The organism is Spirillospora sp. NBC_01491 (genome assembly GCF_036227065.1).
In the GTDB taxonomy this organism is placed as follows: Bacteria; Actinomycetota; Actinomycetes; order Streptosporangiales; family Streptosporangiaceae; genus Spirillospora; species Spirillospora xylanilytica.
Genome location: NZ_CP109432.1, coordinates 5,263,363 through 5,286,738, shown reverse-complemented (window position 1 = coordinate 5,286,738; position 23,376 = coordinate 5,263,363). Strand labels below are relative to the sequence as shown.

Annotated in this window: 24 protein-coding genes; 9 read left to right on the top strand and 15 right to left on the bottom strand. The window is 72.8% G+C overall.

Going from position 1 to position 23,376, the window contains the following annotated elements; translation table 11 throughout:
- Positions 1-129: 129 nt before the first annotated feature.
- A complete protein-coding gene (locus OHA34_RS24755; protein ID WP_329519048.1) occupies positions 130-1,710 on the bottom strand; it encodes a hypothetical protein in 1,581 nt (526 codons plus the stop codon).
- A 191-nt stretch (positions 1,711-1,901) separates the two neighbouring features.
- Here OHA34_RS24755 and OHA34_RS24750 point away from each other — a divergent pair, with 191 nt between their 5' ends.
- Positions 1,902-2,651, top strand: a complete 750-nt coding sequence (locus OHA34_RS24750) for an IclR family transcriptional regulator (RefSeq protein ID WP_329519047.1) — start codon at positions 1,902-1,904, stop codon at positions 2,649-2,651.
- A 34-nt stretch (positions 2,652-2,685) separates the two neighbouring features.
- Here OHA34_RS24750 and OHA34_RS24745 read toward each other — a convergent pair whose 3' ends face one another.
- Positions 2,686-3,048 (bottom strand): YkvA family protein, encoded by a 363-nt coding sequence (locus OHA34_RS24745; protein WP_329519046.1) that lies wholly within the window; start codon positions 3,046-3,048, stop codon positions 2,686-2,688.
- Between the two features lie 312 nt (positions 3,049-3,360).
- Here OHA34_RS24745 and OHA34_RS24740 point away from each other — a divergent pair, with 312 nt between their 5' ends.
- Positions 3,361-4,440, top strand: coding sequence for an alpha/beta hydrolase family protein (locus OHA34_RS24740; RefSeq protein WP_329519045.1), 1,080 nt, complete (start codon positions 3,361-3,363; stop codon positions 4,438-4,440).
- Positions 4,441-4,519: 79 nt separating this feature from the next.
- Here OHA34_RS24740 and OHA34_RS24735 read toward each other — a convergent pair whose 3' ends face one another.
- The 3 genes from OHA34_RS24735 to OHA34_RS24725 form a co-directional block, all read right to left on the bottom strand.
- Positions 4,520-5,152, bottom strand: coding sequence for a septal ring lytic transglycosylase RlpA family protein (locus OHA34_RS24735; protein WP_329519044.1), 633 nt, complete (start codon positions 5,150-5,152; stop codon positions 4,520-4,522).
- A gap of 557 nt (positions 5,153-5,709) precedes the next feature.
- Positions 5,710-6,081: a hypothetical protein gene (locus tag OHA34_RS24730; RefSeq protein ID WP_329519043.1), complete on the bottom strand. Its 372-nt coding sequence runs from the start codon at positions 6,079-6,081 to the stop codon at positions 5,710-5,712.
- Between the two features lie 460 nt (positions 6,082-6,541).
- On the bottom strand, positions 6,542-7,654 hold the full coding sequence (locus tag OHA34_RS24725; RefSeq protein WP_285939287.1) for a ferritin-like domain-containing protein: 1,113 nt from the start codon (positions 7,652-7,654) through the stop codon (positions 6,542-6,544).
- A 243-nt stretch (positions 7,655-7,897) separates the two neighbouring features.
- Here OHA34_RS24725 and OHA34_RS24720 point away from each other — a divergent pair, with 243 nt between their 5' ends.
- The 3 genes from OHA34_RS24720 to OHA34_RS24710 are packed head-to-tail and all read left to right on the top strand — an operon-like array spanning position 7,898 to position 10,715.
- The gene (locus tag OHA34_RS24720; protein ID WP_329519042.1) at positions 7,898-9,073 is read left to right on the top strand and encodes a sensor histidine kinase; all 1,176 of its coding nucleotides are present in this window, start codon (positions 7,898-7,900) and stop codon (positions 9,071-9,073) included.
- Complete coding sequence (locus OHA34_RS24715; protein ID WP_329519041.1) at positions 9,070-9,675, top strand: response regulator transcription factor; 606 nt, start codon at positions 9,070-9,072, stop codon at positions 9,673-9,675. The genes OHA34_RS24720 and OHA34_RS24715 overlap by 4 nt, the downstream gene beginning before the upstream one ends.
- Positions 9,672-10,715, top strand: coding sequence for an alpha/beta hydrolase family esterase (locus OHA34_RS24710; protein ID WP_329519040.1), 1,044 nt, complete (start codon positions 9,672-9,674; stop codon positions 10,713-10,715). The genes OHA34_RS24715 and OHA34_RS24710 overlap by 4 nt, the downstream gene beginning before the upstream one ends.
- A gap of 28 nt (positions 10,716-10,743) precedes the next feature.
- Here OHA34_RS24710 and OHA34_RS24705 read toward each other — a convergent pair whose 3' ends face one another.
- Positions 10,744-11,343, bottom strand: coding sequence for a hypothetical protein (locus OHA34_RS24705; RefSeq protein ID WP_329519039.1), 600 nt, complete (start codon positions 11,341-11,343; stop codon positions 10,744-10,746).
- Between the two features lie 77 nt (positions 11,344-11,420).
- Entirely contained in the window at positions 11,421-12,044 is a 624-nt protein-coding gene (locus tag OHA34_RS24700) for a TetR/AcrR family transcriptional regulator (protein ID WP_285939292.1), read from the bottom strand.
- 120 nt (positions 12,045-12,164) lie between these two features.
- On the opposite strand from OHA34_RS24700, the gene OHA34_RS24695 reads away from it, so the two are divergent.
- Positions 12,165-13,493 carry a GH1 family beta-glucosidase gene (locus OHA34_RS24695; RefSeq protein ID WP_329519038.1) on the top strand — a complete coding sequence of 443 codons (1,329 nt, stop codon included), beginning with the start codon at positions 12,165-12,167 and terminating at the stop codon, positions 13,491-13,493.
- Between the two features lie 12 nt (positions 13,494-13,505).
- Here OHA34_RS24695 and OHA34_RS24690 read toward each other — a convergent pair whose 3' ends face one another.
- A complete protein-coding gene (locus OHA34_RS24690) occupies positions 13,506-14,171 on the bottom strand; it encodes a response regulator transcription factor (protein ID WP_329519037.1) in 666 nt (221 codons plus the stop codon).
- 54 nt (positions 14,172-14,225) lie between these two features.
- Entirely contained in the window at positions 14,226-16,442 is a 2,217-nt protein-coding gene (locus OHA34_RS24685; protein ID WP_329519036.1) for an MMPL family transporter, read from the bottom strand.
- Positions 16,443-16,667: 225 nt separating this feature from the next.
- On the opposite strand from OHA34_RS24685, the gene OHA34_RS24680 reads away from it, so the two are divergent.
- On the top strand, positions 16,668-17,921 hold the full coding sequence (locus OHA34_RS24680; protein WP_285939297.1) for a lipase family protein: 1,254 nt from the start codon (positions 16,668-16,670) through the stop codon (positions 17,919-17,921).
- A 151-nt stretch (positions 17,922-18,072) separates the two neighbouring features.
- Here OHA34_RS24680 and OHA34_RS24675 read toward each other — a convergent pair whose 3' ends face one another.
- Positions 18,073-18,750, bottom strand: a complete 678-nt coding sequence (locus OHA34_RS24675) for a YoaK family protein (RefSeq protein ID WP_285939301.1) — start codon at positions 18,748-18,750, stop codon at positions 18,073-18,075.
- A 40-nt stretch (positions 18,751-18,790) separates the two neighbouring features.
- Positions 18,791-18,976: a hypothetical protein gene (locus OHA34_RS24670; protein WP_329519035.1), complete on the bottom strand. Its 186-nt coding sequence runs from the start codon at positions 18,974-18,976 to the stop codon at positions 18,791-18,793.
- On the opposite strand from OHA34_RS24670, the gene OHA34_RS24665 reads away from it, so the two are divergent.
- On the top strand, positions 18,975-19,523 hold the full coding sequence (locus OHA34_RS24665) for a GNAT family N-acetyltransferase (RefSeq protein WP_329519034.1): 549 nt from the start codon (positions 18,975-18,977) through the stop codon (positions 19,521-19,523). The genes OHA34_RS24670 and OHA34_RS24665 overlap by 2 nt on opposite strands.
- Positions 19,524-19,586: 63 nt before the next feature.
- Here OHA34_RS24665 and OHA34_RS24660 read toward each other — a convergent pair whose 3' ends face one another.
- The 4 genes from OHA34_RS24660 to OHA34_RS24645 all read right to left on the bottom strand — a co-directional run bounded on the left by OHA34_RS24660 (position 19,587) and on the right by OHA34_RS24645 (position 22,686).
- Positions 19,587-20,153: a GNAT family N-acetyltransferase gene (locus OHA34_RS24660; protein WP_285939303.1), complete on the bottom strand. Its 567-nt coding sequence runs from the start codon at positions 20,151-20,153 to the stop codon at positions 19,587-19,589.
- Positions 20,154-20,231: 78 nt separating this feature from the next.
- Complete coding sequence (locus tag OHA34_RS24655; RefSeq protein WP_329519033.1) at positions 20,232-20,780, bottom strand: GyrI-like domain-containing protein; 549 nt, start codon at positions 20,778-20,780, stop codon at positions 20,232-20,234.
- The gene (locus OHA34_RS24650) at positions 20,777-21,550 is read right to left on the bottom strand and encodes a MerR family transcriptional regulator (RefSeq protein ID WP_285939306.1); all 774 of its coding nucleotides are present in this window, start codon (positions 21,548-21,550) and stop codon (positions 20,777-20,779) included. Before OHA34_RS24650 ends, OHA34_RS24655 begins: the two co-directional genes overlap by 4 nt.
- 38 nt (positions 21,551-21,588) lie before the next feature.
- A complete protein-coding gene (locus OHA34_RS24645; RefSeq protein ID WP_285939308.1) occupies positions 21,589-22,686 on the bottom strand; it encodes a CapA family protein in 1,098 nt (365 codons plus the stop codon).
- Positions 22,687-22,885: 199 nt separating this feature from the next.
- Here OHA34_RS24645 and OHA34_RS24640 point away from each other — a divergent pair, with 199 nt between their 5' ends.
- Complete coding sequence (locus OHA34_RS24640) at positions 22,886-23,332, top strand: Fur family transcriptional regulator (protein ID WP_329519032.1); 447 nt, start codon at positions 22,886-22,888, stop codon at positions 23,330-23,332.
- The last annotated feature ends 44 nt before the right edge of the window (positions 23,333-23,376 follow it).

Below are 23,376 nucleotides of genomic sequence, written 5' to 3'. Positions count from 1 at the left end.
AGCGCCCGGAAACCGTACCCCCATGCGGACCGGCCCCGTCACGGGCCGTGGCCCACCCCCTCGGCGTCGACGCCGCGATCCCCGTTCGGCACGATGCAGGCGGTCGTCATCCATCGATTCGGGTGTCCGCTACCCGCGGCGCGACCTGCCCGGTTCCCCGGACCGCGACCCGATCAGCGCACCCGTGTTCGCGTTCCGCGCCAGGGCCACCCGGCGCCGCCACAGCGCCAGGCACGCCGCCAGCCATACCAGCCCGATCTCGGCCACCAGCGCGATCCCGAGCACCGTCGCCCAGTCCGCGCCGTCGCCCTGGTTCGACCCGCTCGGCGAGACCAGCGTCATCCGGCTCTCCCCCGCCGCCGCCCGCGCCAGCGCGGGAGGCGGCGCGTTCACCGGCGGCAGCACCGGCGGCACGGCCTGCGCCGGAGGCACCACCGGCAGCAACGGAAGCTGCGGCTGCAACCCCCCGGCCCGCGGAAGGCCCGGCCCGGGCAAGGACGGCGGCGGCATCGGGGGCAGCGGCACGTCCGGATCCGAAGGGGGCAGATGCAGCGGCGGCGAAGCGGCCACCGCCCCCGACTCCTGCCCGTCCAGAACGTCCGCTCCACCGGACGAACCCCTAGGCGGCCGGCCCACGCCACCAGGCGACCGCCCCGGCTTCACTCCCGGCCGTCCACCCCCGTGCCCGGCGACGTGGGCCTTCTTCGGCTTACCGTGACCGCCCGCTTTCGGACCGCCCGAGCCTCCCTGGCCGCTCGGGGCCGACACCCACGGCCCTCCATACCCCTCCGCTTCAAGCTCCCCCGGTTCCCCGTGCCCGTGCCCGTGTGCCTTGGGCACGTGCGCCTTGGGCACGTGCGCCTTGGGCACGTGCGCCTTGGGCACGTGCGCCTTGGGCACGTGCGCCTTGGGCACGTGCGCCTTGGACGCCCGCGGCTTCCCCTGTCCATCCGCCTTGTGCGCCTTCGGTTTGCTGTGCCCATCCGCCTGGGGCAAGCGCGGCTTGCCGTGACCGTACGCCTTAGGCACACGGGGCTTGCCATGGCCGCTCGGCGGCAGCGCCGATGGTTTCCCATGGGTGTCCGGCTTGTGTGCCTGCGGCTTGCCGTGGCCGTCCGCCTTCGGTCGCCCTGGCTTAACGTGACCGGACGGCTCGGACGGCTCGGACGGCTCGGACGGCTCGGGCATCTGATCGTCCGGCTGTGCCGGGCGGTCCTTCGTCATGCTCGGATCCGGGCTCGGGCTCAGATCGGACGACTCCTCGCTCAAGCAGGTGCAGCGGGGCGGCGGCGGGGTCGCGGTGGCCGACGCGCGCTTGGCGTTGGCGGCGGACACGATGGCGATGATGCTGGGCGGTGTCGCCGTGGACACGCGCGGGATGTCCACAGTGGCGACCCGGCGTTCGGGCGTGGTCAGGTCCCCCAGGTAGCAGCGGATCCTGTGATCGGAGTCCAGCATCGTGCAGCCGGGCTGGTCGTCGATCCACCGCAGCGGAGCTTCGGCGACGAGGAGCAGGTAGGCGTCGTGCGCGACGCCGCCTGCGGCCCGCACCTCGGCGGTGTAGGAGGCCGTCCGTCCAGTGCCCGCGATGCGGCTGAGGTCGGCGGACAGGCGGACCGACTGGGCGTGCGCCGCAGGGTTCGTGAACGCCATGGTCAGTACGCCGCCGAGCAGCACCGTGCCCCAGCGGATCCGTGCCCCCGTGCCCACCGTCCCCCCTCACCGCGCGGTCTCGCGCTGCCGGGGGGACGGCGCCGTCGGACGACGCCGGGCTTAGGGAGTTATAGCCCGGCCGTCACCTCCAGTAACGTCCGTCACTCCGCTTTCCGCATCCCGACCCATTTCACGTAGTGAAATCGATTCTCCGTAGAATCGGATGACCACGAGGAGAGGGGGCGTCGGTGGCGGAAGCCGTACGGTCGCTGGAGCGCACGTTCGAGCTGCTGGAGCATCTGGCCGACGCGGGCGGGGAGATGGCGCTGTCGGAGCTGACGGAGGTGTCCGGGCTGCCGATGCCGACGATCTACCGGCTGATGCGTACGCTGGTGAACCAGGGGTACGTGCGCCAGGAGCCGTCCAAGCGCTACGCGCTCGGGCCCCGGCTGATCAGGCTGGGCGAGAGCGCGAGCCGGCTGCTCGGCTCGTTGGCGCGCCCGGCGCTCACCCGGCTGGTGGACGAGGTGGGCGAGACGGCCAACATGGCCATCCTGGAGGGCGACGAGGCGATGTACGTGGCGCAGGTGCCGTCACGGCACTCGATGCGGATGTTCACCGAGGTCGGACGGCGTGTGCTGCCGCACTGCACCGGGGTGGGCAAGGCGCTGCTCGCGCAGCTCCCCGAGCAGCGGGTGCGCGCCCTGCTTGACCGTACCGGGATGCCCGCGCGCACCTCGCGCACCTTCACCGCCCCGGGCGCGCTGATGGCCGAGCTGGCCCGGATCCGTGAGCAGGGGTACGCGCTGGACGACGAGGAGCAGGAGATCGGCGTCCGCTGCGTGGCGGTGCCGCTGCCGGGGGCTCCCGCGCTGGCCGCGCTGTCGGTGTCGGGGCCGTCCGCGCGGTTGAGGGCGCAGACCGTCGCGGAGGTCGTCCCGATCCTGCTGAACGTGGCGGAGGGGTTCTCCCGGGAGTTCGGCCCCAAGCCCGGCTGACCCTCCACCGGACCTCGCCCGCGTGGAGGCCTTGTCAGTCGACGATGTCGCCGACGACCGCGGTCGGACGGCCGCCGCGTTCCCAGGTAACGAAGTCGCCCGCGGCCCTGACCAGCATGGTCGCCAGCCACACCGCCACGCCGGCGTCGTCGACGACGCCGAACGGCAGCAGCGGATCGGGGATCACGTCGAGCGGGGAGACGATGTAGACCGTGGCGAGCGCCAGCAGGCCGAGCGTCCCGAACGACATGCCCTTGTACCGGCCCCGCAGGACCAACTTGAGCATGCGCGGGACGGCGCGGACCCGCTCCCCCATCCTCGGTGCCTCGGGCTGAAGTGTCTCGCTGTAGATCTGCCAGGCGTGCCCGGCGGCGGCCGTGCTGCGCTTCCTGTCCACAGTCACTCCTCAAGGCGGCGAACCAGGGCGTGCCCCCGCGACGCCCACGACTTACTACGACGCATCGAACATCCGACTTGTTCCCGTCCGGACTCCCTGAAACCAGGAGGACCGACGCGGAAGCCCACAGCATGATCGCTTGCTTCACGTTACCCGGGGTGAGTTCTCCGTCACTCTGCTGTACGGGCTGAGGTGATTCGGCCGCATTCTCCGGCGGGCACTGGAAATATGAGGCTGGGACCTCGGGCCCACATTGAGGGGCGCCGTCTCCCAGGGGCCTGCCGTCGAGCACCGCAGGAGCTGACGTACGACATGAGCGGCGATCGTCCGACCGAGCGCGACCTCACCCTGCCCGTGCACGGCACGGCCGCGGGGAGCGCCTACCTGGCCCTGCCGCCGACCGCCGTCGACGCCCGGCCCGCCGGTCCGACCGGGCTGATCGTGGCCTGGCCGGGCTTCGACCCGCCGCGCGCCGCGGCGGCGCTGGCCACGGCGATGCCGATGACGGGCGTGCCGGTCTGGCGGGTCTACCTCGAACTGCCCGGCGACGCCGAGGGCGCGGCGGGCGGGCTCGGCTCGGGCGCGATCCTGGAGTCGCGCTTCATCGAGGCCTACGGCGCGGCGGTCGAGGAGGCGGCCGAACGGCTGCCCGACGCGCTCGCCGACATCCGGCGCGACCTCGGGCTGGACGAGGGGCCGGTCGGCCTGGCCGGGTTCTCCGCGGGCGGCTCGGCGGCGCTGCTCGCGGTCGCGCGGGGGGCGGTCCCGATCAGTACCGCGGCGGTCGTGGCACCGGTCATCGCGCCGTCGCGGTCGGCCGGGGCGGTCGAGAAGCGCGCCGCCCGCGACCGCGCCTGGACCGAGGAGGCCCGCGAGCTCGCCGACCGCCTCGACCTCGGCATGCGGGCGGCCGACATCGCCGCGCGCGACACCGCGCTGCTGCTGATCGGCGGCGCCAAGGACCGGGTCGTCCCGCCCGCCGAGATCACCGCGCTGCGCGACCTGCTGCGGCGGTGCGGGGCCGGGGCGGTCGAGTCCGCCACGTTCCGGATGGCGCACGCTCTGGCGGCCGAGCCCGGCACGGCGGCCCGCCCGCCGATCACCGAGGCGGTGCGGGTCGACGGGGTGCTCACCGACTGGTTCCGCGAACGCATCGCCGAGACGGTCCCCGGCGCCGAACCCGAGACGGGCGGCGAAGCGATCGGCGCCGAAGCGATCGGCGCCGACCCACCGGACGACGCGGCCGACGAGACGGCGGCGCCGAACCCGCCCGCACATGCCTGGCCCGCGCCACCGGCCGCGAACGGGACGGCCGCTTCCGAGCCGGCCTCCCCGGACGTCACGGGAACGTGGCTGGAGCCCGCGAGCGGTGGCAGGGGACGCCACTCCTGACCTGCCGTCCACACCGGACCCCATGGGCGCGCCGGACCTGACGGGCGCGCGCCGGACGGGCCGGCGCGCGCCGTGCGGGTCAGGTGCGGGCGAGCACCTGGTAGCGCACCGGGATCACACCCGATCCGGTGCCGCCCACCTTCGTCATCGCGGCCTTCGACAGGTCCAGGCAGCGACCGCCCGCGTACGGTCCCCGGTCGTTGATGCGCACGGTGACCGACCGGCCGTTGTTCTTGTTGGTCACCCTGACCCTGGAGCCCATCGGCAGCGTCTTGTGCGCCGCCGTCAGCTCGTCCGGGTCGAAGCGCTCGCCGCTGGCGGTCATCTGCCCCTCCCAGTAGAAGGACGCCTCACACGAGCCCGTCCGCAGCACGCGCGGCTTCGGGACCTGCTTCCTCTTGGGCTTGACCGCCTTCTCGGTCTTGGGCTTGGCCACGGTCTCGGCCTGCGATGGAACCTCGGGCCGCGCGTCGGACGGTGGCTCCGGGGCCCGGGGCCGGCCGCGGTCCGCCCGTTCGGGCACGGTCCGCGGCGGGTCCGCGAGTGGAGTGGTGGACCGCGGTGCGGTCTGGGCCGCCCTCGCGGAGCCGGCCGAGCCGTCTCCGCCGAGGAGGACGATGGCGCCCGCCGCGACGAACGCGACGGCGACGCCGGAGGCGATCAGGATGGTCCGAAGACGGTTCTTGGGGTGATGCTTGCCAGCGCTACCCACAGAGAGTCCTTTGATCGGGGACAGGGCCCCGGACACCGGCGTGCGTCGTCACCGCCGTCAAGGCGCGGCCCGCCCGCGCGGCCGGTCGGCCGCCGGACGGATCACCGCGCGGCCAGCCCGCCGGGGTGCAGAACCCCGTGGGCGCCCACCACACGCCTGGATCAGGCGTGTCCGCTCGTCGCGGAACCGGCGTCCGGTCTAGTGCGACGGCGGGTCCGTTCAGCGAGGTCCCTCATGGCGCCGCACACAAATCCTTGACCGTACGTTGCGTGCCCGATGAAGCGCGCCGGGGACCCTTGTTTGTGGGCTTTGTCACTCGGAGTTTATCGGAATGAGACCGTCCGGACGCACTGGGTCATCGGCAAAGAAGATCGTCTTTACTGTTCTGTGAAGTTCGATCTCGGCGCTATCACGAGCGTCCGATCCGGGACGGGCGCGAAATGCGGACGGGGCGCCCGAGAGATGCCGGTTCATCCCTGGGGCGCCCCGTCCGGGGTCGGCGCGCCGAGCCGCTCGGCACGCCCGGGGCCGCGGCCCGCGCGGCCCCCGAGGTCTCGTCAGCGCACTCCCGGCCCCCCGCCGGCCACCGGGCGCCCGCCCGCGGACGGGCGGCAGCGGGCCGCGGCGGCCTCCCCGGCCCGGTGTCCCGGCGCGGACGCGATCCGCCCGCCACCTGCGATCATCGGCGGGACGGCCCGGCCGGCGGCCTTCCGGACGATTCCGGTGACGCCGCCCGCGAGGCCGTCGGGACCGCATTCGGTGACGCCGGGGGCGATCCCGTCGCCCCCGCCCTGGATCTGGCCCGACCCGTTCCCGCCCGGCCCGCCGAACGCGCTCGACCCGCTCGCGGGCAGGACCGCGACGATCAGCGCGGCGGCGGCGGGCGCGAGCGCGACGGCCCGTATGACGTTCCCGAAGGATAGGTTCATGTGCTCCCCCTGAGGGTTTCGGTCGGCCTGCTCGGGTCCGTGCCGCGGACTCATGACACCTCTGACCTCCCGTACATCCGCCGCACCATCGTGCGGGGACATTAGTACAGGCGAGGGAAAGGCACGGCGATTTCTCCGGCCGGATGGGGCACGTGACACAGGTCTACCGAAGGGGGTTCTCTACCATTTCCCTCTCATGCCAGAAATGCCAATAGAACCGAAAAACGGGGGCGTTCCGGACGTGATGCGAGTCCGGAACACCCCCGCCGATCGGAACGCGGGGCCTACGGCCTGTTTCAAAACCGCCTCAGCCGTCGCGCGAGCGCGCTACCTGGCCGGCGGGGCGAAGCCGGAGGCGAGCCCCACCGGCCAGATCGCGAAGCGATGTCGCGCTCGCCCCAAGCCAGGTCGGCGTCCGAGCCCTAGGCGAGGACGCCGGGCCGGGCTCTAAGACACAGAGCTATTCGACGGTGCCGCCGCCGAGGGCGATGGCCTCGTCGACCTCGTTCTGGCGCGCGGCGAGCTCGCGCGCGTAGCGCTCCTCGTCGACCTTCTCGGCGATGTCCTCGTCCTGCCGCATCAGCACCTCGAGGTCGGCCTTGGCGTTGTCGAGCACGCCCATGTCGGCGTAGGCGGCCTGCACCTTGTCGCCCCACAGGCCGACGTCGCGCACGCACGGGACGATCCGGCTGAACAGCAGTGACTGGTAGAGCGTGTACATGTCGGAGTTGTCGACGTACTCCATGCACTTGTCGACGGGCATGTCGAGCTGCTCGAAGACCTCGCGCGCCTTGAACCGGTCGCGCATCAGGTAGCAGCCCTCGACCACGAACTCCTCGCGCTCGGCCCGTTCCCTGTCGGTCAGCTCGGCGTAGTAGTCCTTGAGCGCGAGCCGGCCGAACGCGACGTGCCGCGCCTCGTCCTGCATGACGTAGGCGAGGAGCTGCTTGACCAGCGGCGTGGTGGACAGGTCGCGGTAGAGGCCGAACGCGGCGAGCGCGAGCCCCTCGATGAGCACCTGCATGCCGAGGTAGGGCAGGTCCCAGCGGCTGTCCTCCAGCGACTCGGCGAGCAGCTTGGCCAGGTCCTGGTTGACCGGGTAGTACATCCCGACCTTTTCCTTCAGGAACCGGTTGTACAGCTCGACGTGCCGCGCCTCGTCCATCGTCTGGGTGGCGGCGTAGAACTTGGAGTCGAGGTCGGGCACCGACTGCACGATGCGGGCCGAGACGTTCAGCGCGCCCTGCTCGCCGTGCAGGAACTGGCTGAACAGCCACGAGCCCTGGTGGCGGCCGAACTCGTCCCGCTCCTTCTGCGTCATCCGGTCCCAGATCTCCGACCCGAACAGGGGGTTGAAGTTCTCGGGGAGGCCCGCGACGTTGAGCGGGTCGACCTCAAGGTCCCAGTCGATCCGCTTCTGGGCGTCCCACTGCTTGTCCTTGCCCTTCTGGTAGAGGTTCAGCAGCCGATCGCGGCCGTTGTCGTATTCCCAGGTGAAGCGGGCATCGCCCGCCATCGGCACATTCCAGGTGTCGTGGGACACCGGGCTTGTGTAGAGGTCGTAGGAACTCACGGGGAAGCCTCCTCCGGGCGGTGACGCCTGTGCGGACAGGGGGTGGTCCGGGGACGGGGTGCGACCTGCCCCACCGCTTTACATGTCTTCGTAACATGTAAAGCGCACGCTGGCCAGCCCCGGGGCGAGCCAGGACAAAAGTCGTGCCGGACGAAGGCCGCGGGCTCGTCGATCACGCCGGGCGGCGGCCCCGAGCCGGCGACGCCGACGCGGGCCCGGCCGCCGTCGTACGATGCAGTCCTCATGAGCGCGTTCTTCGGCGGCGGGGACCTCGACGGGACGGGCCCCGGCCGGTCCCGTCCGCGGCGCGCCTTCTGGGCCGGGTTCGGCCTCCTCTACCTGGTCCCCCTGGCCCGGACGGTCGCGGGCTACTCCGGCCCGCGCCTGGTCTGGGGGGCGCTCGCCCTGGTGGTGTTCATCGGCCTCTACATGGCCACGCCGCTCTCCATGGAGAGCTGGACCAAGCCGGTCGGCAACCGCACCTGGGTGCTGCTCGGGACGTTCGCCGTGGTCAGCACGGCTCTGCCGTTCGTGTTCGGCGCCGAATGGATCGGGTCGCCGATCTACCTGGCGACGACCTGCGCGATGACGCTGCCGATGCGGTGGGTGCCGTGGGGCGTCGCCGCCGCGGCGCTCATCTCGCTCGCGCAGTGCGCGCTGGTCGACGGCGCCCGGGACGCGCTGCCGGTCCTCGCGGTCACCGCGCTGTCGCTCGGCATGTTCATGTTCGCCTTCCGGCACGCGCGCACGCTCGTCCAGCAGCTCCGCGAGGCGCGCGGCGAGGTGGCCCGGCTCGCGGCGGCCGACGAGCGGCTGCGCATCGCCCGCGACCTGCACGACCTGCTCGGCAACAGCCTGTCGCTCATCGTGCTGAAGAGCGAGCTGGCCCGCCGGGTCGCCGAGCGCGACCCGGCCCGCACCATCACCGAGATCAACGACATCGAGTCGGTGGCCCGGGAGTCGCTGGCCGACGTGCGCGCGGCGATCTCCGGCTACCGGCGGCGCGACCTGACCGGGGAGCTCGACGGGGCCCGCGCCGTCCTCGCCGCCGCCGAGATCGGCACCACCGTGCGGACGTCCGGCACCCCGCTGCCCGGCGCGGTCGACGGGCTGTTCGGCTGGGCGGTGCGCGAGGGCGTCACCAACGTCGTCCGGCACTCCCGCGCCGCGCACGTGCACATCACGGTGACCTGCGCGGACGGCGCCGCGCTGCTGGAGGTCGCCGACGACGGCTGCGCGGGGACCGACGCGGCCGGCCCGTTCGACCCCGGCAACGGCCTCACCGGCCTGACCGAGCGCGTCGCGGCCGCGAACGGCACCCTCGAGGCGGGGCCGGTCCCGGGCGGCGGGTTCCGGTTGGCGGTCCGGGTGCCGCTCGCCCCCGGCGCCGGCCGCGCGCCGGTAGGGTCGCCCTCGTGATCCGGGTGATGCTGGCCGAGGACCAGGGCATGGTCCGCGGCGCCCTCGCGTCGCTGCTCGGGCTGGAGGACGACCTGGAGGTCGTCGGCGAGGCCGGCGACGGCGACGAGGCGGTGCGCGTCGCCGCCCGGGTCCGGCCCGACGTCGCGCTGCTCGACATCGAGATGCCCGGCCGGGACGGGCTGAGCGCCGCACCCGGGATCCGCGCGGCGGCGCCCGGCTGCGAGATCATGATCCTCACCACCTTCGGCCGCCCCGGCCACCTGCGCCGCGCCATGGCGGCCGGGGCGTCCGCGTTCCTGGTCAAGGACGGCCCGGCGCAGGAGCTGGCCGCCGCGATCCGCCGCGTGGTCGCGGGCGAGCGGGTGATCGACCCGGCGCTCGCCGCCGCCGCGCTCGGCGCCGACCCGAACCCGCTGTCGCCGCGCGAGTGCGCGGTGCTCACCGCCGGGGCGGGCGGCGCCACCGTCGCCGACATCTCCGCCGCCCTGCACCTGCCGGAGGGCACCGTCCGCGACCACCTGTCCGCGGCGATCGGCAAGGTCGGCGCGCGCGACCGGAGCGAGGCCGTGCACGCCGCCCGCGACCAGGGCTGGCTGTGAACCCGGCCGCGCCGGCCGTCCTCGCTCTCACCCTGCTGGCCGGCGGCGCGCTGGCCGGCTGCGCGGGCTCCGGAGCACCCGCCCGGCCGTCCCGGGGCGCGGCCGGACCGGCCCCGGCGACCGGCGCGCCCACGGGACGGACCGGTGGGCAGGCCGCCGCGCAGGCCGGGAAGGCCGCGCCGAGCGCGGGCTGCGGGCGGCAGGCGGCGGCGTCCACCGGACGGCATTCGTTCGGCGGACGGTCCTACCTGCTCACCCTGCCGCAGGGCGGTGACCGCACCCCCGCACCGTTGATCGTCGATCTGCACGGACTGCGTTCCAACGGATTCCAGCAGGCGCTCTACGGCCGGCTGGCCAACGCCGGGCCCGCCCGCGGGTTCGTCGTGGCCGAGCCGGAGGGCGGACCCGGCCGGCGGGGCTGGAGGCTGCCCGGTATGGCCGACGGCGCCGCCGACATCGCCTACGTCGCGGCGCTGCTCGACCACCTCGAACGGACGCTGTGCGTCGACCGGCGGGGCGAGTTCGCGGCGGGATTCTCCAACGGCGCCGGGCTCTCGGCCGCGCTGGTGTGCGGGCTGCCCGGACGGCTCGCCGGGATCGCGCCGGTGGCCGGCCTCAATCTCGCCCGGCCGTGCGCGGGCGCCCGTCCGGCGACGATCGTCGCCTTCCACGGCACCACCGACCCGATCGTCCCGTACGGCGGCGGCGAGCCGTTCGGCGGCGACCGGCGGCAGGTCCCGGACTGGATGCGCCCGCTGAGCGGATCGTTCGCCCTGCCGCCGGTGGCCGCGCTCGCGGGCCGGTGGGCGCGGACGTTCGGCTGCCGCGCCACGGCGCGCGACGCCCCGGGTCCGAGCGTCGCGCACCTCGCGCGCACCGGCTGCCGGGGCGGGGCGCGCGTCGAGCTCTACTCGGTGACGGGCGGTGGCCACACCTGGCCGGGCTCGCTGCCCATCGGCCTCGGCACGACCACCGGTCAGATCGACGCGACCCGGCTCATCCTGGACGCGTTCTCCCGCACCCGCGCCGTCGGCCGCTGAGCCGTCCGCCGGGGCCGTCCGCCGGGCGTCAGCGGGACTGGAGGGCGTCCAGACCGATCGCCTGCGCGATGACCAGCCGCCGGTCCAGCCGGGGGTCCTTGACGTCGACGACGTAGCGGTCGCGGAAGCCGAACTTCTTCTCCACCGAGAAGGCGCCCTGGCCACCGACGCGGAAGTCGAAGTGGTACGGCCATGCGAACGGCAGGTTCTCGGCGTACGGGATGACGTTCCACACCCGCCGCAGGATCGCCACGAACTTGTTGCGCTCGCTGCCCGTCGTGACCTCCATGCCCGGCTGCTCGAGATGCCAGGTCGAGGCGAGCAGCGACTTCTTGAAGTCCTTGCGGAAGACGCCGATCGGCTGCCCGTCCGCGCCGGTGACGTCGTACGCCGAGGCCAGGTCGATGCGCTTGCGCGCCTTGAAGCCGAGCAGCGGATGCGCCTTGGTGTCGTCGGAGTAGAGGGTGACCTGTTCCTTGAAGGCCATCCGCTTCTGCTGCGCGAACGCGACGAGCGGGCCCTCCGAGCCGTCCGGCGCCTCGACGTGCACCTCGTACTGGTTGACCATCAGCCGCAGCCGCTGCCGTACGAGAAAGCGGGTCTGTGTCTGGAGCTTCGCGATTTCCACCGAGCTCACCTGTTCCGCCATGTTCCGGGGGGATGAATGTGCGGAGTCTGTCACACCCCGATCGCGGTGGCGGCGGGTCAGCTCTCCTGGATGTGCGCGGCCAGATAGCCGTGGATCAGCCGCTCGGCCTCGGCGATGATCTCGGGATCGCCGTCCGGAGAGCGCCGGAAGGCCATCTTGAGCACCGCGTCGCCGGCCTCGACCGAGATCGCCAGCGCGCGGGCCAGCCCGGGGGTGTCCTGGATCGCGAACGTCTCGACGATCATCGTGCGGAGCCGGTCGGCGACCACCGCGTTGTTGTCGGCGTCGTTGTCGAGCAGGTTGACGTCGGCGACGTCGCCGAAGCGCAGCACCCGGAAGCCCGGCACGGCCCGGTGCATGTCGACGAAGATGCCGATGATCGCGCCGACGGTGTCGGACCAGTCGCGGAACGAGCCCTCGGCCAGCCGCAGCGAGATGCGCCGGCCGAACACCTCCAGGTTGCGCAGCGCGAGCGCCTGCGCGACCGCCCGTTTGTCGGGGAAGAACTGGTAGACCGAGCCGATCGCGACCTCGGCGCGCTGCGCGATGCGCGTGGTGGTGAGGCCGTCGTAGCCGTCCTCGTCGAGGATCTCCGCGCACGCGTCGAGCATGCGCTGGACGCGTTCGGCACTGCGGCGCTGGGCGGGACGGCGGCGAAGGGGGGTCCGGATCTCGGTCACGCCGTCCATTGTCCCTCGGATGCGGCGCGACCGCGCAGCCACCACGGGCGGGAGTCTTCCGTCCCATCGGACGAGACCCTAAAATCCGAGGGATATTCGCGTTTTCACGAGAGGGACGGCATGGGTCTTCCAGAGGGTTTCCAGTGGGGCGTCGCGACCGCCGCCTACCAGATCGAGGGCGCCGTCGACGAGGACGGCCGCGGGCCGTCCACCTGGGACACCTTCGCGCACACGCCCGGCCGGATCCGGGACGGCCACACCGGCGACGTCGCCTGCGACCACTACCACCGCTGGGCCGAGGACGCCGACCTGATGGCCGGCCTCGGCGTCGACTCCTACCGGTTCTCGATCGCGTGGCCGCGGGTCCAGCCCGCCGGGTCCGGCGCCGTCAACGCCAAGGGCCTGGACTTCTACGAGCGCCTCGTCGACGGCCTCCTCGAACGCGGCATCGCGCCCGCCGCCACCCTCTACCACTGGGACCTGCCGCAGCCCCTCGAGGACGCCGGCGGCTGGATGAACCGCGACACCGCCTACCGGTTCGCCGAGTTCGCCTACATCGCCGCCGAGCGCCTCGCCGACCGCGTCGACCGGTGGATCACACTGAACGAGCCCGTCGTCGTCACCGCCTACGGCTACGCCTTCGGCGTCTACGCGCCCGGCCAGGCCCTCATGCTGGACGCGCTGCCGACCGCCCACCACCAGCTCCTCGGGCACGGCCTCGCCGTCAACGCCCTGCGCGGACGCGGCGTCCAGGACATCGGCCTGACCAACCACTACTCGCCCGCGTGGCCCGCCGCCGACACCGACCGCGAGGCCGCCGGCGCCTTCGACACGTTCATGAACCGGCTGTACACCGAGCCCGTCCTCACCGGGGCCTACCCCGACCTCGACGCGCTCGGCGGCCCGCCCCTCGCCGGCTTCGTCAAGGACGAGGACCTCAAGGTCATCTCGGCGCCGATCGACTTCCTCGGCGTGAACTACTACCAGCCCACCCGCCTCACGACCCCCGCCGAGCCCGGTCCGCTGCCGTTCGACATGGTCGACGTCACCGAGTACCCCGCCACCGGCATGGGCTGGCCGATCGTCCCGGACGCCCTGCGCTCCCTGCTGCACACCCTCAAGGACCGCTACGGCCCGCTGCTGCCGCCCGTCCACATCACCGAGAACGGCTGCTCGTTCCCCGACGAGGTCGTGGACGGCGCCGTGGACGACACCGCCCGCATCGAGTTCCTGGACGCGCACATCAAGGCCGTCCGCGCCGCCATCGACGAGGGCGTCGACGTCCGCGGCTACTACACGTGGTCGCTGCTGGACAACTTCGAGTGGTCGGAGGGCTACCACCCCAGGTTCGGGCTCGTCCACGTCGACTACGAGACCCAGAAGCGCACGCCCAAGAAGTCGTACGCCTGGTACCGCGACCTGATCGCCGCGTCCCGTCCCGCCCGATGACCCGCGCCGTACTCAACCCGCGTGAGTAGAAGGCCCTGAGCCCGGACGGGTCAGGAGACCGCGGTCGAGAGCGACGACCACCGCGTGCGTGCGGTCGTTGACATCGAGCTTGGCGAAGACGCGCAGCAGGTGGGTCTTCACCGTCGCCTCCGCGATGACGAGCCGCCTGCCGATGTCGGCATTGGAGAGGCCGTCGGCGACCGCGTTCAGCACGTCGACCTCGCGCGCCGTCAGCGCCGCCTGGACGGGCCGCCGCATCCGGGCGACGAGGCGCTCGGCGACCCGCGGGGCGAGGACGGTCTCGCCGCGCGCCGCGGCCCGGATGGCGGCGGCGAGCTGCTCGCGGGTGGTGTCCTTCAGGAGGTAGCCGACGGCGCCAGCCTCGACCGCGCGCTCGATCTCGGCGTCGGTGTCGTAGGTGGTGAGGATCAGCACCCGGGTCCGGGCCGGTCCGGCGACGATCTCGGTGGTGGCGGCGACGCCGTCCAGGACGGGCATCCGCAGGTCGACGAGCGCCACGTCGGGGGCAAGGCGCTCGACCAGCTCGACGGCCTCCCGGCCGTCGCCCGCCTCGCCGACGATGTCGATGGACGGCTCGGCGGCCAGGAGGGCGACGACGCCGGCGCGCATCACCGTGTGATCGTCCACCACGATGACGCGCAGCACGGGTTCGGTCATGTCACGCCCGGTCGGTCACGGCGAGGACGCGGGGCGGCCGTTCGCTCATGCCGGTCAGCCTACTTCGAGCGGCGGCCGGTCGGCGGGGGCGGTCTCCCGGGCCCGGCGCACGCCGCGCGACGGCCACCAGTTGGCGTCGCCGAGCAGCAGCATCAGCGATGGCAGGATCACCACGCGGATGACGAACGCGTCCAGCAGCACGGCCGCCGCCAGGCTGAAGCCCATCTGCTTCATCTCCATGATGTGCAGCGGGATGAAGCTGGCGAACACCGTCACCATGACGAACGCGGCGCTGGTCACCACGCCCGCCGAGCTGCCGATGCCGTCCAGGACGGCCTGCCGGGTCGGCACGCCGCGCAGCACCGCCTCCCTGATCCGGCTGATCACGAACACCTGGTAGTCCATGGACAGGCCGAACAGGATCACCAGCAGGAGCAGCGGGATGCGGGAGCCGATCGAGCCGGTGGAGTCGAAGCCGAGCGGCCCCTCGGCCCATTCGCCCTGGAAGACCAGCACCAGCAGGCCGAGCGAGGCGCCGACCGACAGCATGTTGAGCAGCATGCCGATCAGGCCGAGGACCACCGAGCGGAACGCCCAGACCGTCATCGCGAAGGTCGCCAGCAGCAGCGCCCCGATGATGAGGGGCAGCTTCTGCTTCTGGTGCTCGGGATAGTCGGCGTAGCGGGCCACGTCCCCGGTCACCGCGGTCTCGACGCCGGTCAGCCGGCCGACGGTGGCCGGCACGTAGTTCTCGCGGACGTCCTTGAGGGACTGCTGGGCCGCCCTGTCGCTCACGTAGTGCGGCACCGCCAGCTCCAGCATGCTGACCCGGCCGTCCGCCGACGTGCGCAGCTTCGCCGTGCCGGCCATGTTCGCGTCGGACTTCGCGCGCCGGGCGAGGTCGCGGAGCGCGGCGTTCACCTCGCCCGCGCGACCGGCGCCCGCGCGGACGACGACCTGGTTCATGGACTTCAGCTCGGGGAACGCCTTGTTGAGCCGGTCGAAGGTCTGCATGGCGGGCAGCACGCGCGGATGCGTCTCGGTGCCCATGTCGGTCAGATTGAGGTTGAGGAGAGGCGCGGCCAGGGCGAGCATGGCGACGACGCCGGCCGCCAGCGTGGCGGCGGGATGCCTGCTCGTGATGCGCAGCAGGGCGGACGTCACCGGTCCGGCACCGGACCTCGGCCGCCGCGTCCGCAGGGTCGTGCCGCGCCGGGCCGCGCGGGCCTCCTTGCGCTCCTTGCGGCGCTCGGCCCGTGCGCCGAGCTTGGCCAGCAGCGCGGGCAGGACGGTCATCGAGCTGATCACGGCGACCAGCGTGACGATGATCGCGGCGGTGGCGATGGAGGAGAAGATGACGTCGTCGGCCAGGTACATCGTCGCGCTGGAGACGATGACCGCGGCCCCCGAGACCACCACGGCCCGTCCCGAGGTGGCCGCCGCCAGCTCCACCACCGCCTGCGAGCTCAGCCGCCCGCCCGACCTGGCCCGTTCCTCGCGCTCCCGCTTGAGGTAGAAGAGCGTGTAGTCGACGCCGACCGCCATGCCGATCAGCAGGATGATGTTGGTGCTGATGCCGTTGTCGGGGAAGGCGTGCGAGGCCAGCATCGCCAGGCCGATCGACGCGACGATCGAGGAGATCGCCAGCAGCAGCGGCACCAGGGCCATCGCGAGCGAGGCGAAGACCACCAGCATCGTGATCAGGGTGATCGGCAGCGCGATCATCTCGGATCTCGAGAGGTCCTTGCCGCGCAGCTCGTCGACGGCCGTGCCGATGGACGGGCTGCCGGTCTGCTCGATCCAGAGACCGGGATGGGCGGCCTGCGCCCGGCCCGTCTGCGCACGAAGCGGGCCGAGGTGCTTCTCACCGTCGAGCTCGGGGCCCTTCAGGGTCACGTCGACCCGGACCGCCGTGCCGTCCGCCGAGCGCACCGGCGCGCTCACCGATTCCACCTCGGGCAGCGCCTTCATGCGTCCCGCCACGTCGCGGGCGGCGGCATCGGCCGAGGCGGCGTCCAGGCCGCCGGCGCCCGCGCCGGGTTTCGCCGTGATCAGCACCTGCTCCAGGGCCCTCTGCTCCAGGCCGCCGTCGGTCGCCATCGCCTCCCCCCGGCCGGCCTCACCGATCCAGAAGTCCTCGGTCGTGGCGGCCTTCCCGCCCACCGCCAGCCCGGCGCCCAGGCACAGTGCGACGAGAAGGAACCAGCCGGCGATCGCCCGCCAGGGGTGCCCGGCGCTCCAGCGCGCCATCCGTACAGGGAGATTCGTCATACCGTGAATGCTGGTCGTGGGGCCGCCGCCCCCGACAGCATCGGCCGGTCGAACCTCGCGTCCACCGATCGGTGGACGGCACGCTGCGCACCGGGATGTGTGCCCGGCGTACAAACCCGTCCGGCGGCTTTGTCGGCGCGGATAATTGGACCGTCCGTCCAGTCACCTTAGGGTTGGGTGGCCGTCACCCGGACGGCGCGGGGGACGACGAAGGGCCACCGCTCCATGTCCACCAGTGTCCGCCGGTGCGTGCGCGCCATGCTCGCCTGCTGCACCGGCCTCGCCCTCACCGCGACCGCGCTCCAGGGGAACGCCCTCGCCGCGCCGCAGGAGTCCCAACCGCCCGCCGAGGATCCGTTCTACAAGCCGCCCTCGCCACTACCGGACGGGAAGCCCGGCGACATCATCCGGTCGCGCCCGTCGGTGTTCACCATGGACCCCATCGGGAAGGCGCCGTACGGCGGCGTGAAGTCATGGCAGGTGCTGTACCGGTCGGAGTCGGTGCAGGGCGTCCCCATCGCGGTGTCGGGCTCGGTGCTCGTCCCGGACAAGCCCTGGACCGGCGGCGGCCAACGGCCCCTCGTCTCCTACACCGTCGGCACCCGCGGCCTCGGCGACTCGTGCGCCCCGTCCTACACGCTCACCCAGGGCATCGACTACGAGGAGCTGTTCATCGCCGACGCCCTCGGCAAGGGCTGGGCCGTCACGGTCACCGACATGGAGGGCCTCGGCACCCCCGGGCAGCACACCTACGAGGTCGGCGGATCCCAGGGCAAGGCCGTGCTGAACATGGCCCGCGCCGCGCAGCGCCTGCCCGACGCGGGTCTCGGCGCCGGCCCGGTCGCCGTGTGGGGCTACTCGCAGGGCGGCACGTCCGCCGGGTGGGCCGCCGAACTGGCCGCCTCGTACGCACCTGAGCTCCAGCTCAAGGGCGTCGTCGCCGGAGGCGTCCCCGCCGACCTGCTCGCGGTCGGCAAGAAGCTCGACGGGAGCGCCTTCGTCGCGCTCATGTTCATGGCCGCGGTCGGCTACGACGCCGCCTACCCCGAGCTGAAGCTCGGCGGCTACCTCAACGACCGGGGACGCGAGCTGCTGAAGAAGGCGGAGAACATCTGCCTGCTCAGCCTGGACGGCGCGTCCACACTGATCGACACCTCGTTCAAGAAGATCAGCGACTACACCGCCTCGGACCCGCTGGCGACCCCGGAATGGCAGCGCAGGCTGAACGCCAACAAGCTCGGCTCCACCGCCCCCGGCGTCCCGGTCTTCCAGGGCCAGGCCGCCCTCGACGAGATCATCCCGGCCGAGCAGGCCGAGACCCTGCGGCGGGCCTGGTGCGCCAAGGGCGCCAACGTGACCTGGAAGTCCTACCCGCTCGCCGAGCACGTCCTCGGCATCCTCCAGAGCGAGCCGGACGCCATCGCGTTCCTCACCGACCGCTTCGCCGGCAAGCCCGCCCAGGGCAACTGCGCGGCCTGACCACCACGCGGGCCCGGCGCCCCTCCCGGCCGCCGGGCCCGTCCGCTCCCGCCCCCTCTGGACCTGTACGTGCTGCGCGAGATCGGCTCATGACCACGAGATGCGGACCCGCACCCCTCCCCACCATCGTCGTTCGGCTGCTGGCGCCGGGTCAGCTCCAGGTGGTGGCATTCGGGCGGCGGGTGACGGCGAAGTAGGCCGCCACGGAGCAGGCGGCCAGTGCTGCGGCGGCGGTCCAGAGTGGGGCGTAGGGCTCGACGGTGCGCAGGAGGAAGCCGCCGATCAGGGCGCCCACCAGCATGGACGCGACGGAGGCCAGGCGCCGGAGGCGCTCGGGGGTCTCGGAGTCGTCGGCGATCAGGCCCGTCACGGTCTGGGTGAGCACGGTCGTCTTGAGGTCGGGCACGGCGAGGCGGCGCACCACGGCGTTCTGCGCGCCCATGGCGATACCGAGCAGGACGATCAGGGACGAGCGGGTCCAGGCGTCGGAGACCTCGGCCAGGTTCGCGAACGTCGCCGCGGCGGCGACCAGCACGGCCTGCACCCCGGTCACGCCCGCGAGCAGGAGGCCGCGGTGGGGAGGGTTGCGGGTGGCGGCCCGGCCGCCGAAGGCGGCGCCGACGGCGAACGCGATGATCGCCAGCAGGGAGGTCGTCGCCCGGATGTGGCCCGCGCCGGCCAGCCCGAAGCCGAGGAAGATGATGTTGCCCGTCATGTTCGCGACGAACACCTGGCCGAGCGCGAGGTAGCTGACCGAGTCGACCAGCCCGGTGACCACGGTGAGGACGATCAGCAGGGGCGGCAGCGGGCCGTGCTCACGAGGTTCCATCCGACCATTCTCTGATCCGGAGAGTGATCGACCCACCACTCTAGGTGCGCTGGATGCCCATCTTTTCCTGGTAGAGGCGGTCGAGGCCGGGGCCGCCGTCCTCGGAGACGGCCGCGATCCGGCCCCGGACCAGGACGTAGCCGCGGTCGATGTGGGCGCGCATGGCGGCGATGGACGGCTCGGCGACCAGGACGGCGGTGCCCCCCTGCGATAGCTTGCCCGCCATGACTGAGCTTGGACCCGTCGACTGGCCGCCTGCCCCGATCAGAACCGAGCGGCTCGTGCTCCGCGAGTCCGAGGCCCGGGACCGTGCGGCGTTCATCGAGCTGTTCGCATCGCCAGAGGTGGGCACCTACATCGGTGGCCCTCGGCCGCGTGATGAGCTCGAACGGGCGGTGCCCGAGGTGCCGGGGCGGCGCCCCGGCCTCTTCGTGATCGATCTCGATGGGGCGATGATCGGCATGATCACGCTCGATCGGCGCGATGCGGAGCATCCGGGTCACGTCCGGCCGGATGCCGGGGAGGCCGCGCTCGGTTACCTGTTCCTGCCGGAGGCGTGGGGATACGGGTACGCCGCCGAGGCGTGCGCAGCGGCACTCGACTGGTTCGCCGACGCGCTTCCCGGCGAGCCGGTGGTGCTCTGCACCCAGAGCGCCAACGACCGCGCGATGCGCGTCGCGGCGAAGCTGGGGTTCACCGAGGTGGAGCGGTTCGAGGAGTACGGCGCCGAGCAGTGGTTCGGAGTGTGGTCCTCGGGCGTTCCGTCCGGTTGAGCTCGCACTCGAAAGGGGGCCAAGGCAGAGAAACGGGCGTCGCCAGAACGGGACGAGACGGGATCAGGCAGCTGCGCGCCGTATGTGCAGATGACCATTGAGCGGGAAGGAAGGCGGAGCCGGCGGCAGGATCCTGTCGAACTGGTAGCCGCTCTTCTCAGCGACACGGCAGGATGCCGGGTTGTCGACCTGATGGAGAAGTTCGAGGCATTTCAGACCATCTGCTCGGAAGGCATCGAAGGACCAGGCGGTGAGAGTTTCCAGGACTCGTGAGGCCACGCCCCGCCCACGAGCCTGTGCTGCCGTCCAGTAACCGACTTCGGCGGAAGGCTTGCCGGATGCGACTCCCTTGAGCACAACGTTGCCCACCAACCGCGGCGGCGCCGCATCAAGGACCGTTTCGAGGACGGCGAAGCCGAACCGGTCTCCTGCTGCCCAGCCCCGCTCCTGAGCCCGCACCCACCTCAGCCCATCATCTTCACTCTCCACACGCATGCTCGTCCCACGCCGCAGATCGGGGTCCCGATACACCCCGACCAGCGCGGCAACATCTTCCGCGCACCAGGGGCGAAGGACGAGAGCGGGAGCGGTCGGCGTCGCGGCGACCTTGAGTGTGACGGGGCCGTTCATCTGCCTGATCATATGCAGCAGCGCCCGACCTGACCCCTGCCGCGGGCGGGACGAGGCGGCAGGGGTCAGGGTCAGGGGTCAGGTAGCGGCCGGACGGACGGGGCGGCGCAGGATCGTGCGCGCCTTCTCCGGGGCGACCTCGCGCGGGTCGGACAGGTAGATCTCGTGGTGCAGCCCGTTCGGCACCAGCCCCTCAACCTCCATCAGCGCGTCCATCCGGGCGAGGCTGCGCGGCTCCTCGGAGAACGGGCCGCGGTGCAGCATCTGCACGCACCGTCCCTCGGTGAACGTGACGAACTGGACCCGCGCGGCGGCCGGGATCTGCGGCAGCACCGCCTCCCGCGCCCGGTCGGCCGCGCTCGGCTCCATGCCGTCCGCGGCGTGGAGGAACAGGTGCCACCACCACTCCCCGCGCGGGACGTCGAGCGGTGGGCGCCCGTCCTCCACCCACCAGCGCCCCTCCAGCGGCGGCGGGACGATCCCGGCCGCGCCCGCGACCGCGTACAGCGCGCCGACCGCGGCCGTGAAGGCGGGCCCGCCGGGCTCGCCCCGCCCGGTCACGCCCAGGCCGCCGACCGGCCCGAACTCCGCGAACTCCGGCTCTTCGGCCGCCTCGTACCGGTTCATCCCACGTCCTCCAGCTTGATCATGAGCGGGGTCTCCAGCTCGTCCGGTGCGACCCCGGCGGGGTCGGTGAGGTAGATCTCCCGCAGCGGCCCGCGGGGCGTGTGCCCGTGGTCGGCGCACCACGCCAGCAGCGCGTGCCCGGTGAACGCGATCTGGTCGAACGGGCCGACGTGCACGGCCACGGCGAACGTCCCGCCCGGCAGCACCTCGCCGCCGGACGGGTCCGGGGCGGTGACGCCGACCACGATCTCGTCGGCCAGGTCCAGCGGGAACAGCCCGACCAGCGGGCCCTGCGGCCCGGCGGGACCGAGCCCGTCCAGCAGCCGCGCCACGCACGCCGAGGTCACCGCGCCGAACGTCGTCGGAGTCGCCATGTCCCGAACGGCCCGGACCTGGACGGCCGGCTCGCGGACCACCGTCACCTCGGCGCGCGGCAGCCCGTCCGCCAGCACCCGGTCGAGCGTGGCCAGCGCCCGGCGGCGGCGATCGAGGTCGGCCTCCATCCGGTCGCGGGCCTCGCGCAGCGTCCCGGCGGCGGCACCGCCGTCCGCGAGCACCCGCCCGATCAGCGACAGCGGCAGGTCGAGCGAGCGCAGCAGCCCGATCGACAGCGCGTCCCGCGCCTGGTCACGACGGTAGTAGCGGTAGCCCGAGGCGGGGTCGACGTGCGCCGGGGCCAGCAGGCCCAGCTCGTCGTAGTTCCGCAGTTGCTTGACGCTCAGCCGGCACAGCCGGGCGAACTGGCCGATCGGCAGGAGTTCTTCGCTCACACCCCGAGCTTGGCCCCTCCCCCGGTGGGAGAGTCCAGTCAGGGACGGGCGGAGAGCCCGGTGCAGCCGCGCAGGCCGTTCCACCGCTCGACCTCGGCCGCCGCCGCGGCGCCCTTGAGCGGGATCGGGAGGCCGCCGCTGATCCGCGCGGGCTTCCACTTGGCGGCGGTGACCTTGCCCTTGTCGACGCGCAGCACCAGCACCCCGGAGTTGGCGGTCTGCCCCGACGCGGACGAGAACACGAAGTTGCCCATGCCGTAGTGGACGTACTTGCCGTCGAGGTAGCCGCCGCCGAGCGGGACGTGCGCGTGCCCGCCGACGACCACGTCGGCGCCGGCCGCGACGAGCTGCTTGGCGAGGTCCTGCTGCCGGGGCAGCGGGCACGCCTTGAGCTCCTGCCCCCAGTGCAGGTGCACGATGACCAGGTCGGAGTCCTTGCGGGCCGCGCGGACCGCCGCCACCATCCGCGGGACGTCCTTGGCGGACGCGAGCCCGCCCTTGCCGCCGGTCGCCGTCCACTGCTGGATCAGGTGGTCGTCGAGCACCTGCGTGGCGCCGACGATCGCCACCCGGTTGCCCTTCACCGTGACGCGGTGGGCACCGTACGCCTCGTCGGCGTTCTTGCCGATGCCGACCGTGGGGAAGCCGCTGGCGCGGATCGCCTTGAGCGAGTCGCGCAGCCCTTCCTCCATGAAGTCCATGCCGTGGTTGTTGGCCATGGACGTGACGTCCACCCCGGCGCCCTTCAGCGCGGCGAACGCCGACGGCGGGGCGCGGAACGCGAACTCCTTGCCGGGCGCGTGGGTGCCGCCCGTGGTGATCGCGGTCTCCAGGTTGACCATCGCGAGGTCGGCCGCGCGGAGCGTCCGCGCGACGGGGCCGAGCGCGGTCGCCGGGTTCGCCAGCCGCCCGCGCAGCATGCCCTCGAAGTGGGTGTCGCCACCGAACGCGATCGTGATCGGCTGCCGGGCCGGCCTCGGCGCGGGCCCGGCCCCCTTGCCCGCGGTGGCCGCGGGCGGCCTGGCCGGGGCCGTCCCGCCCTTGGCCTCGGAGCTCCCCGGGCCGCTGCCGCATGCGGCCGCGACCAGCGCCGTCATCCCGGCCAGGGCCGTCACCACGACCGTACTACCGCGCATGAGACCGCTCCTCCTCAATCGGATCGGCCCAGCATGTCACGCGCCTCCGACGGCCCGGCCCGGCCCGGCGATGATCCACGTGAAACATCCCCTACGGACGGTGATCGGTTCCGGCCCGCTCGAACGTGACCTCACGGGCACTAAAGACGGACGATTCATTGTCTTGAATCATTCGTGTTTAGGGGGGTAGGTTGACGGCATGACCGCGTTCGAGACCCCGGCACCCGCGACCGAGCTGCGCGGCGCCGGCCTGCGGGTCACGGCGGCACGGGTCGCGCTCCTGGAGACGGTGCGGGCCGGCGACCACCTCGGAGTCGAGGCGATCGCCGCGGGCGTGCGCGAGCGCGTCGGCCACATCTCCCTCCAGGCCGTGTACGAGGCCCTGCACGCGATGACCGCCGCGGGCCTGGTCCGCCGGATCGAGCCGGCCGGCGGTCCCGCCCGGTTCGAGGGCCGGGTCGGCGACAACCACCACCACCTGGTCTGCCGGGGCTGCGGAACGGTCGAGGACGTCGACTGCGTCGCGGGGCACCGCCCCTGCCTGGTCCCGGCGAGCGACGCCGGCTTCCTGGTCGACGAGGCCGACGTCACCTTCTGGGGACTGTGCCCGGACTGCCGTCCCGCCGGCGATCCGGCCCCCGCCTGACCCCGGCGGATCCCGAACACCAACGCAGGCAAAGGAGAACCGCG

Bases quoted from the DNA above. Each gene is read 5' to 3' on its own strand.
- OHA34_RS24670 (WP_329519035.1), bottom strand. From the start codon at position 18,976: ATGGCGGGCAAGCTATCGCAGGGGGGCACCGCCGTCCTGGTCGCCGAG.
- OHA34_RS24640 (WP_329519032.1), top strand. From the start codon at position 22,886: ATGACCGCGTTCGAGACCCCGGCACCCGCGACCGAGCTGCGCGGCGCC.
- OHA34_RS24655 (WP_329519033.1), bottom strand. From the start codon at position 20,780: ATGAACCGGTACGAGGCGGCCGAAGAGCCGGAGTTCGCGGAGTTCGGG.
- OHA34_RS24645 (WP_285939308.1), bottom strand. From the start codon at position 22,686: ATGCGCGGTAGTACGGTCGTGGTGACGGCCCTGGCCGGGATGACGGCG.
- OHA34_RS24720 (WP_329519042.1), top strand. From the start codon at position 7,898: ATGAGCGCGTTCTTCGGCGGCGGGGACCTCGACGGGACGGGCCCCGGC.
- OHA34_RS24675 (WP_285939301.1), bottom strand. From the start codon at position 18,750: ATGGAACCTCGTGAGCACGGCCCGCTGCCGCCCCTGCTGATCGTCCTC.
- OHA34_RS24680 (WP_285939297.1), top strand. From the start codon at position 16,668: ATGTCCACCAGTGTCCGCCGGTGCGTGCGCGCCATGCTCGCCTGCTGC.
- OHA34_RS24660 (WP_285939303.1), bottom strand. From the start codon at position 20,153: ATGAACGGCCCCGTCACACTCAAGGTCGCCGCGACGCCGACCGCTCCC.
- OHA34_RS24665 (WP_329519034.1), top strand. From the start codon at position 18,975: ATGACTGAGCTTGGACCCGTCGACTGGCCGCCTGCCCCGATCAGAACC.
- OHA34_RS24695 (WP_329519038.1), top strand. From the start codon at position 12,165: ATGGGTCTTCCAGAGGGTTTCCAGTGGGGCGTCGCGACCGCCGCCTAC.
- OHA34_RS24690 (WP_329519037.1), bottom strand. From the start codon at position 14,171: ATGACCGAACCCGTGCTGCGCGTCATCGTGGTGGACGATCACACGGTG.
- OHA34_RS24685 (WP_329519036.1), bottom strand. From the start codon at position 16,442: ATGACGAATCTCCCTGTACGGATGGCGCGCTGGAGCGCCGGGCACCCC.
- OHA34_RS24740 (WP_329519045.1), top strand. From the start codon at position 3,361: ATGAGCGGCGATCGTCCGACCGAGCGCGACCTCACCCTGCCCGTGCAC.
- OHA34_RS24730 (WP_329519043.1), bottom strand. From the start codon at position 6,081: ATGAACCTATCCTTCGGGAACGTCATACGGGCCGTCGCGCTCGCGCCC.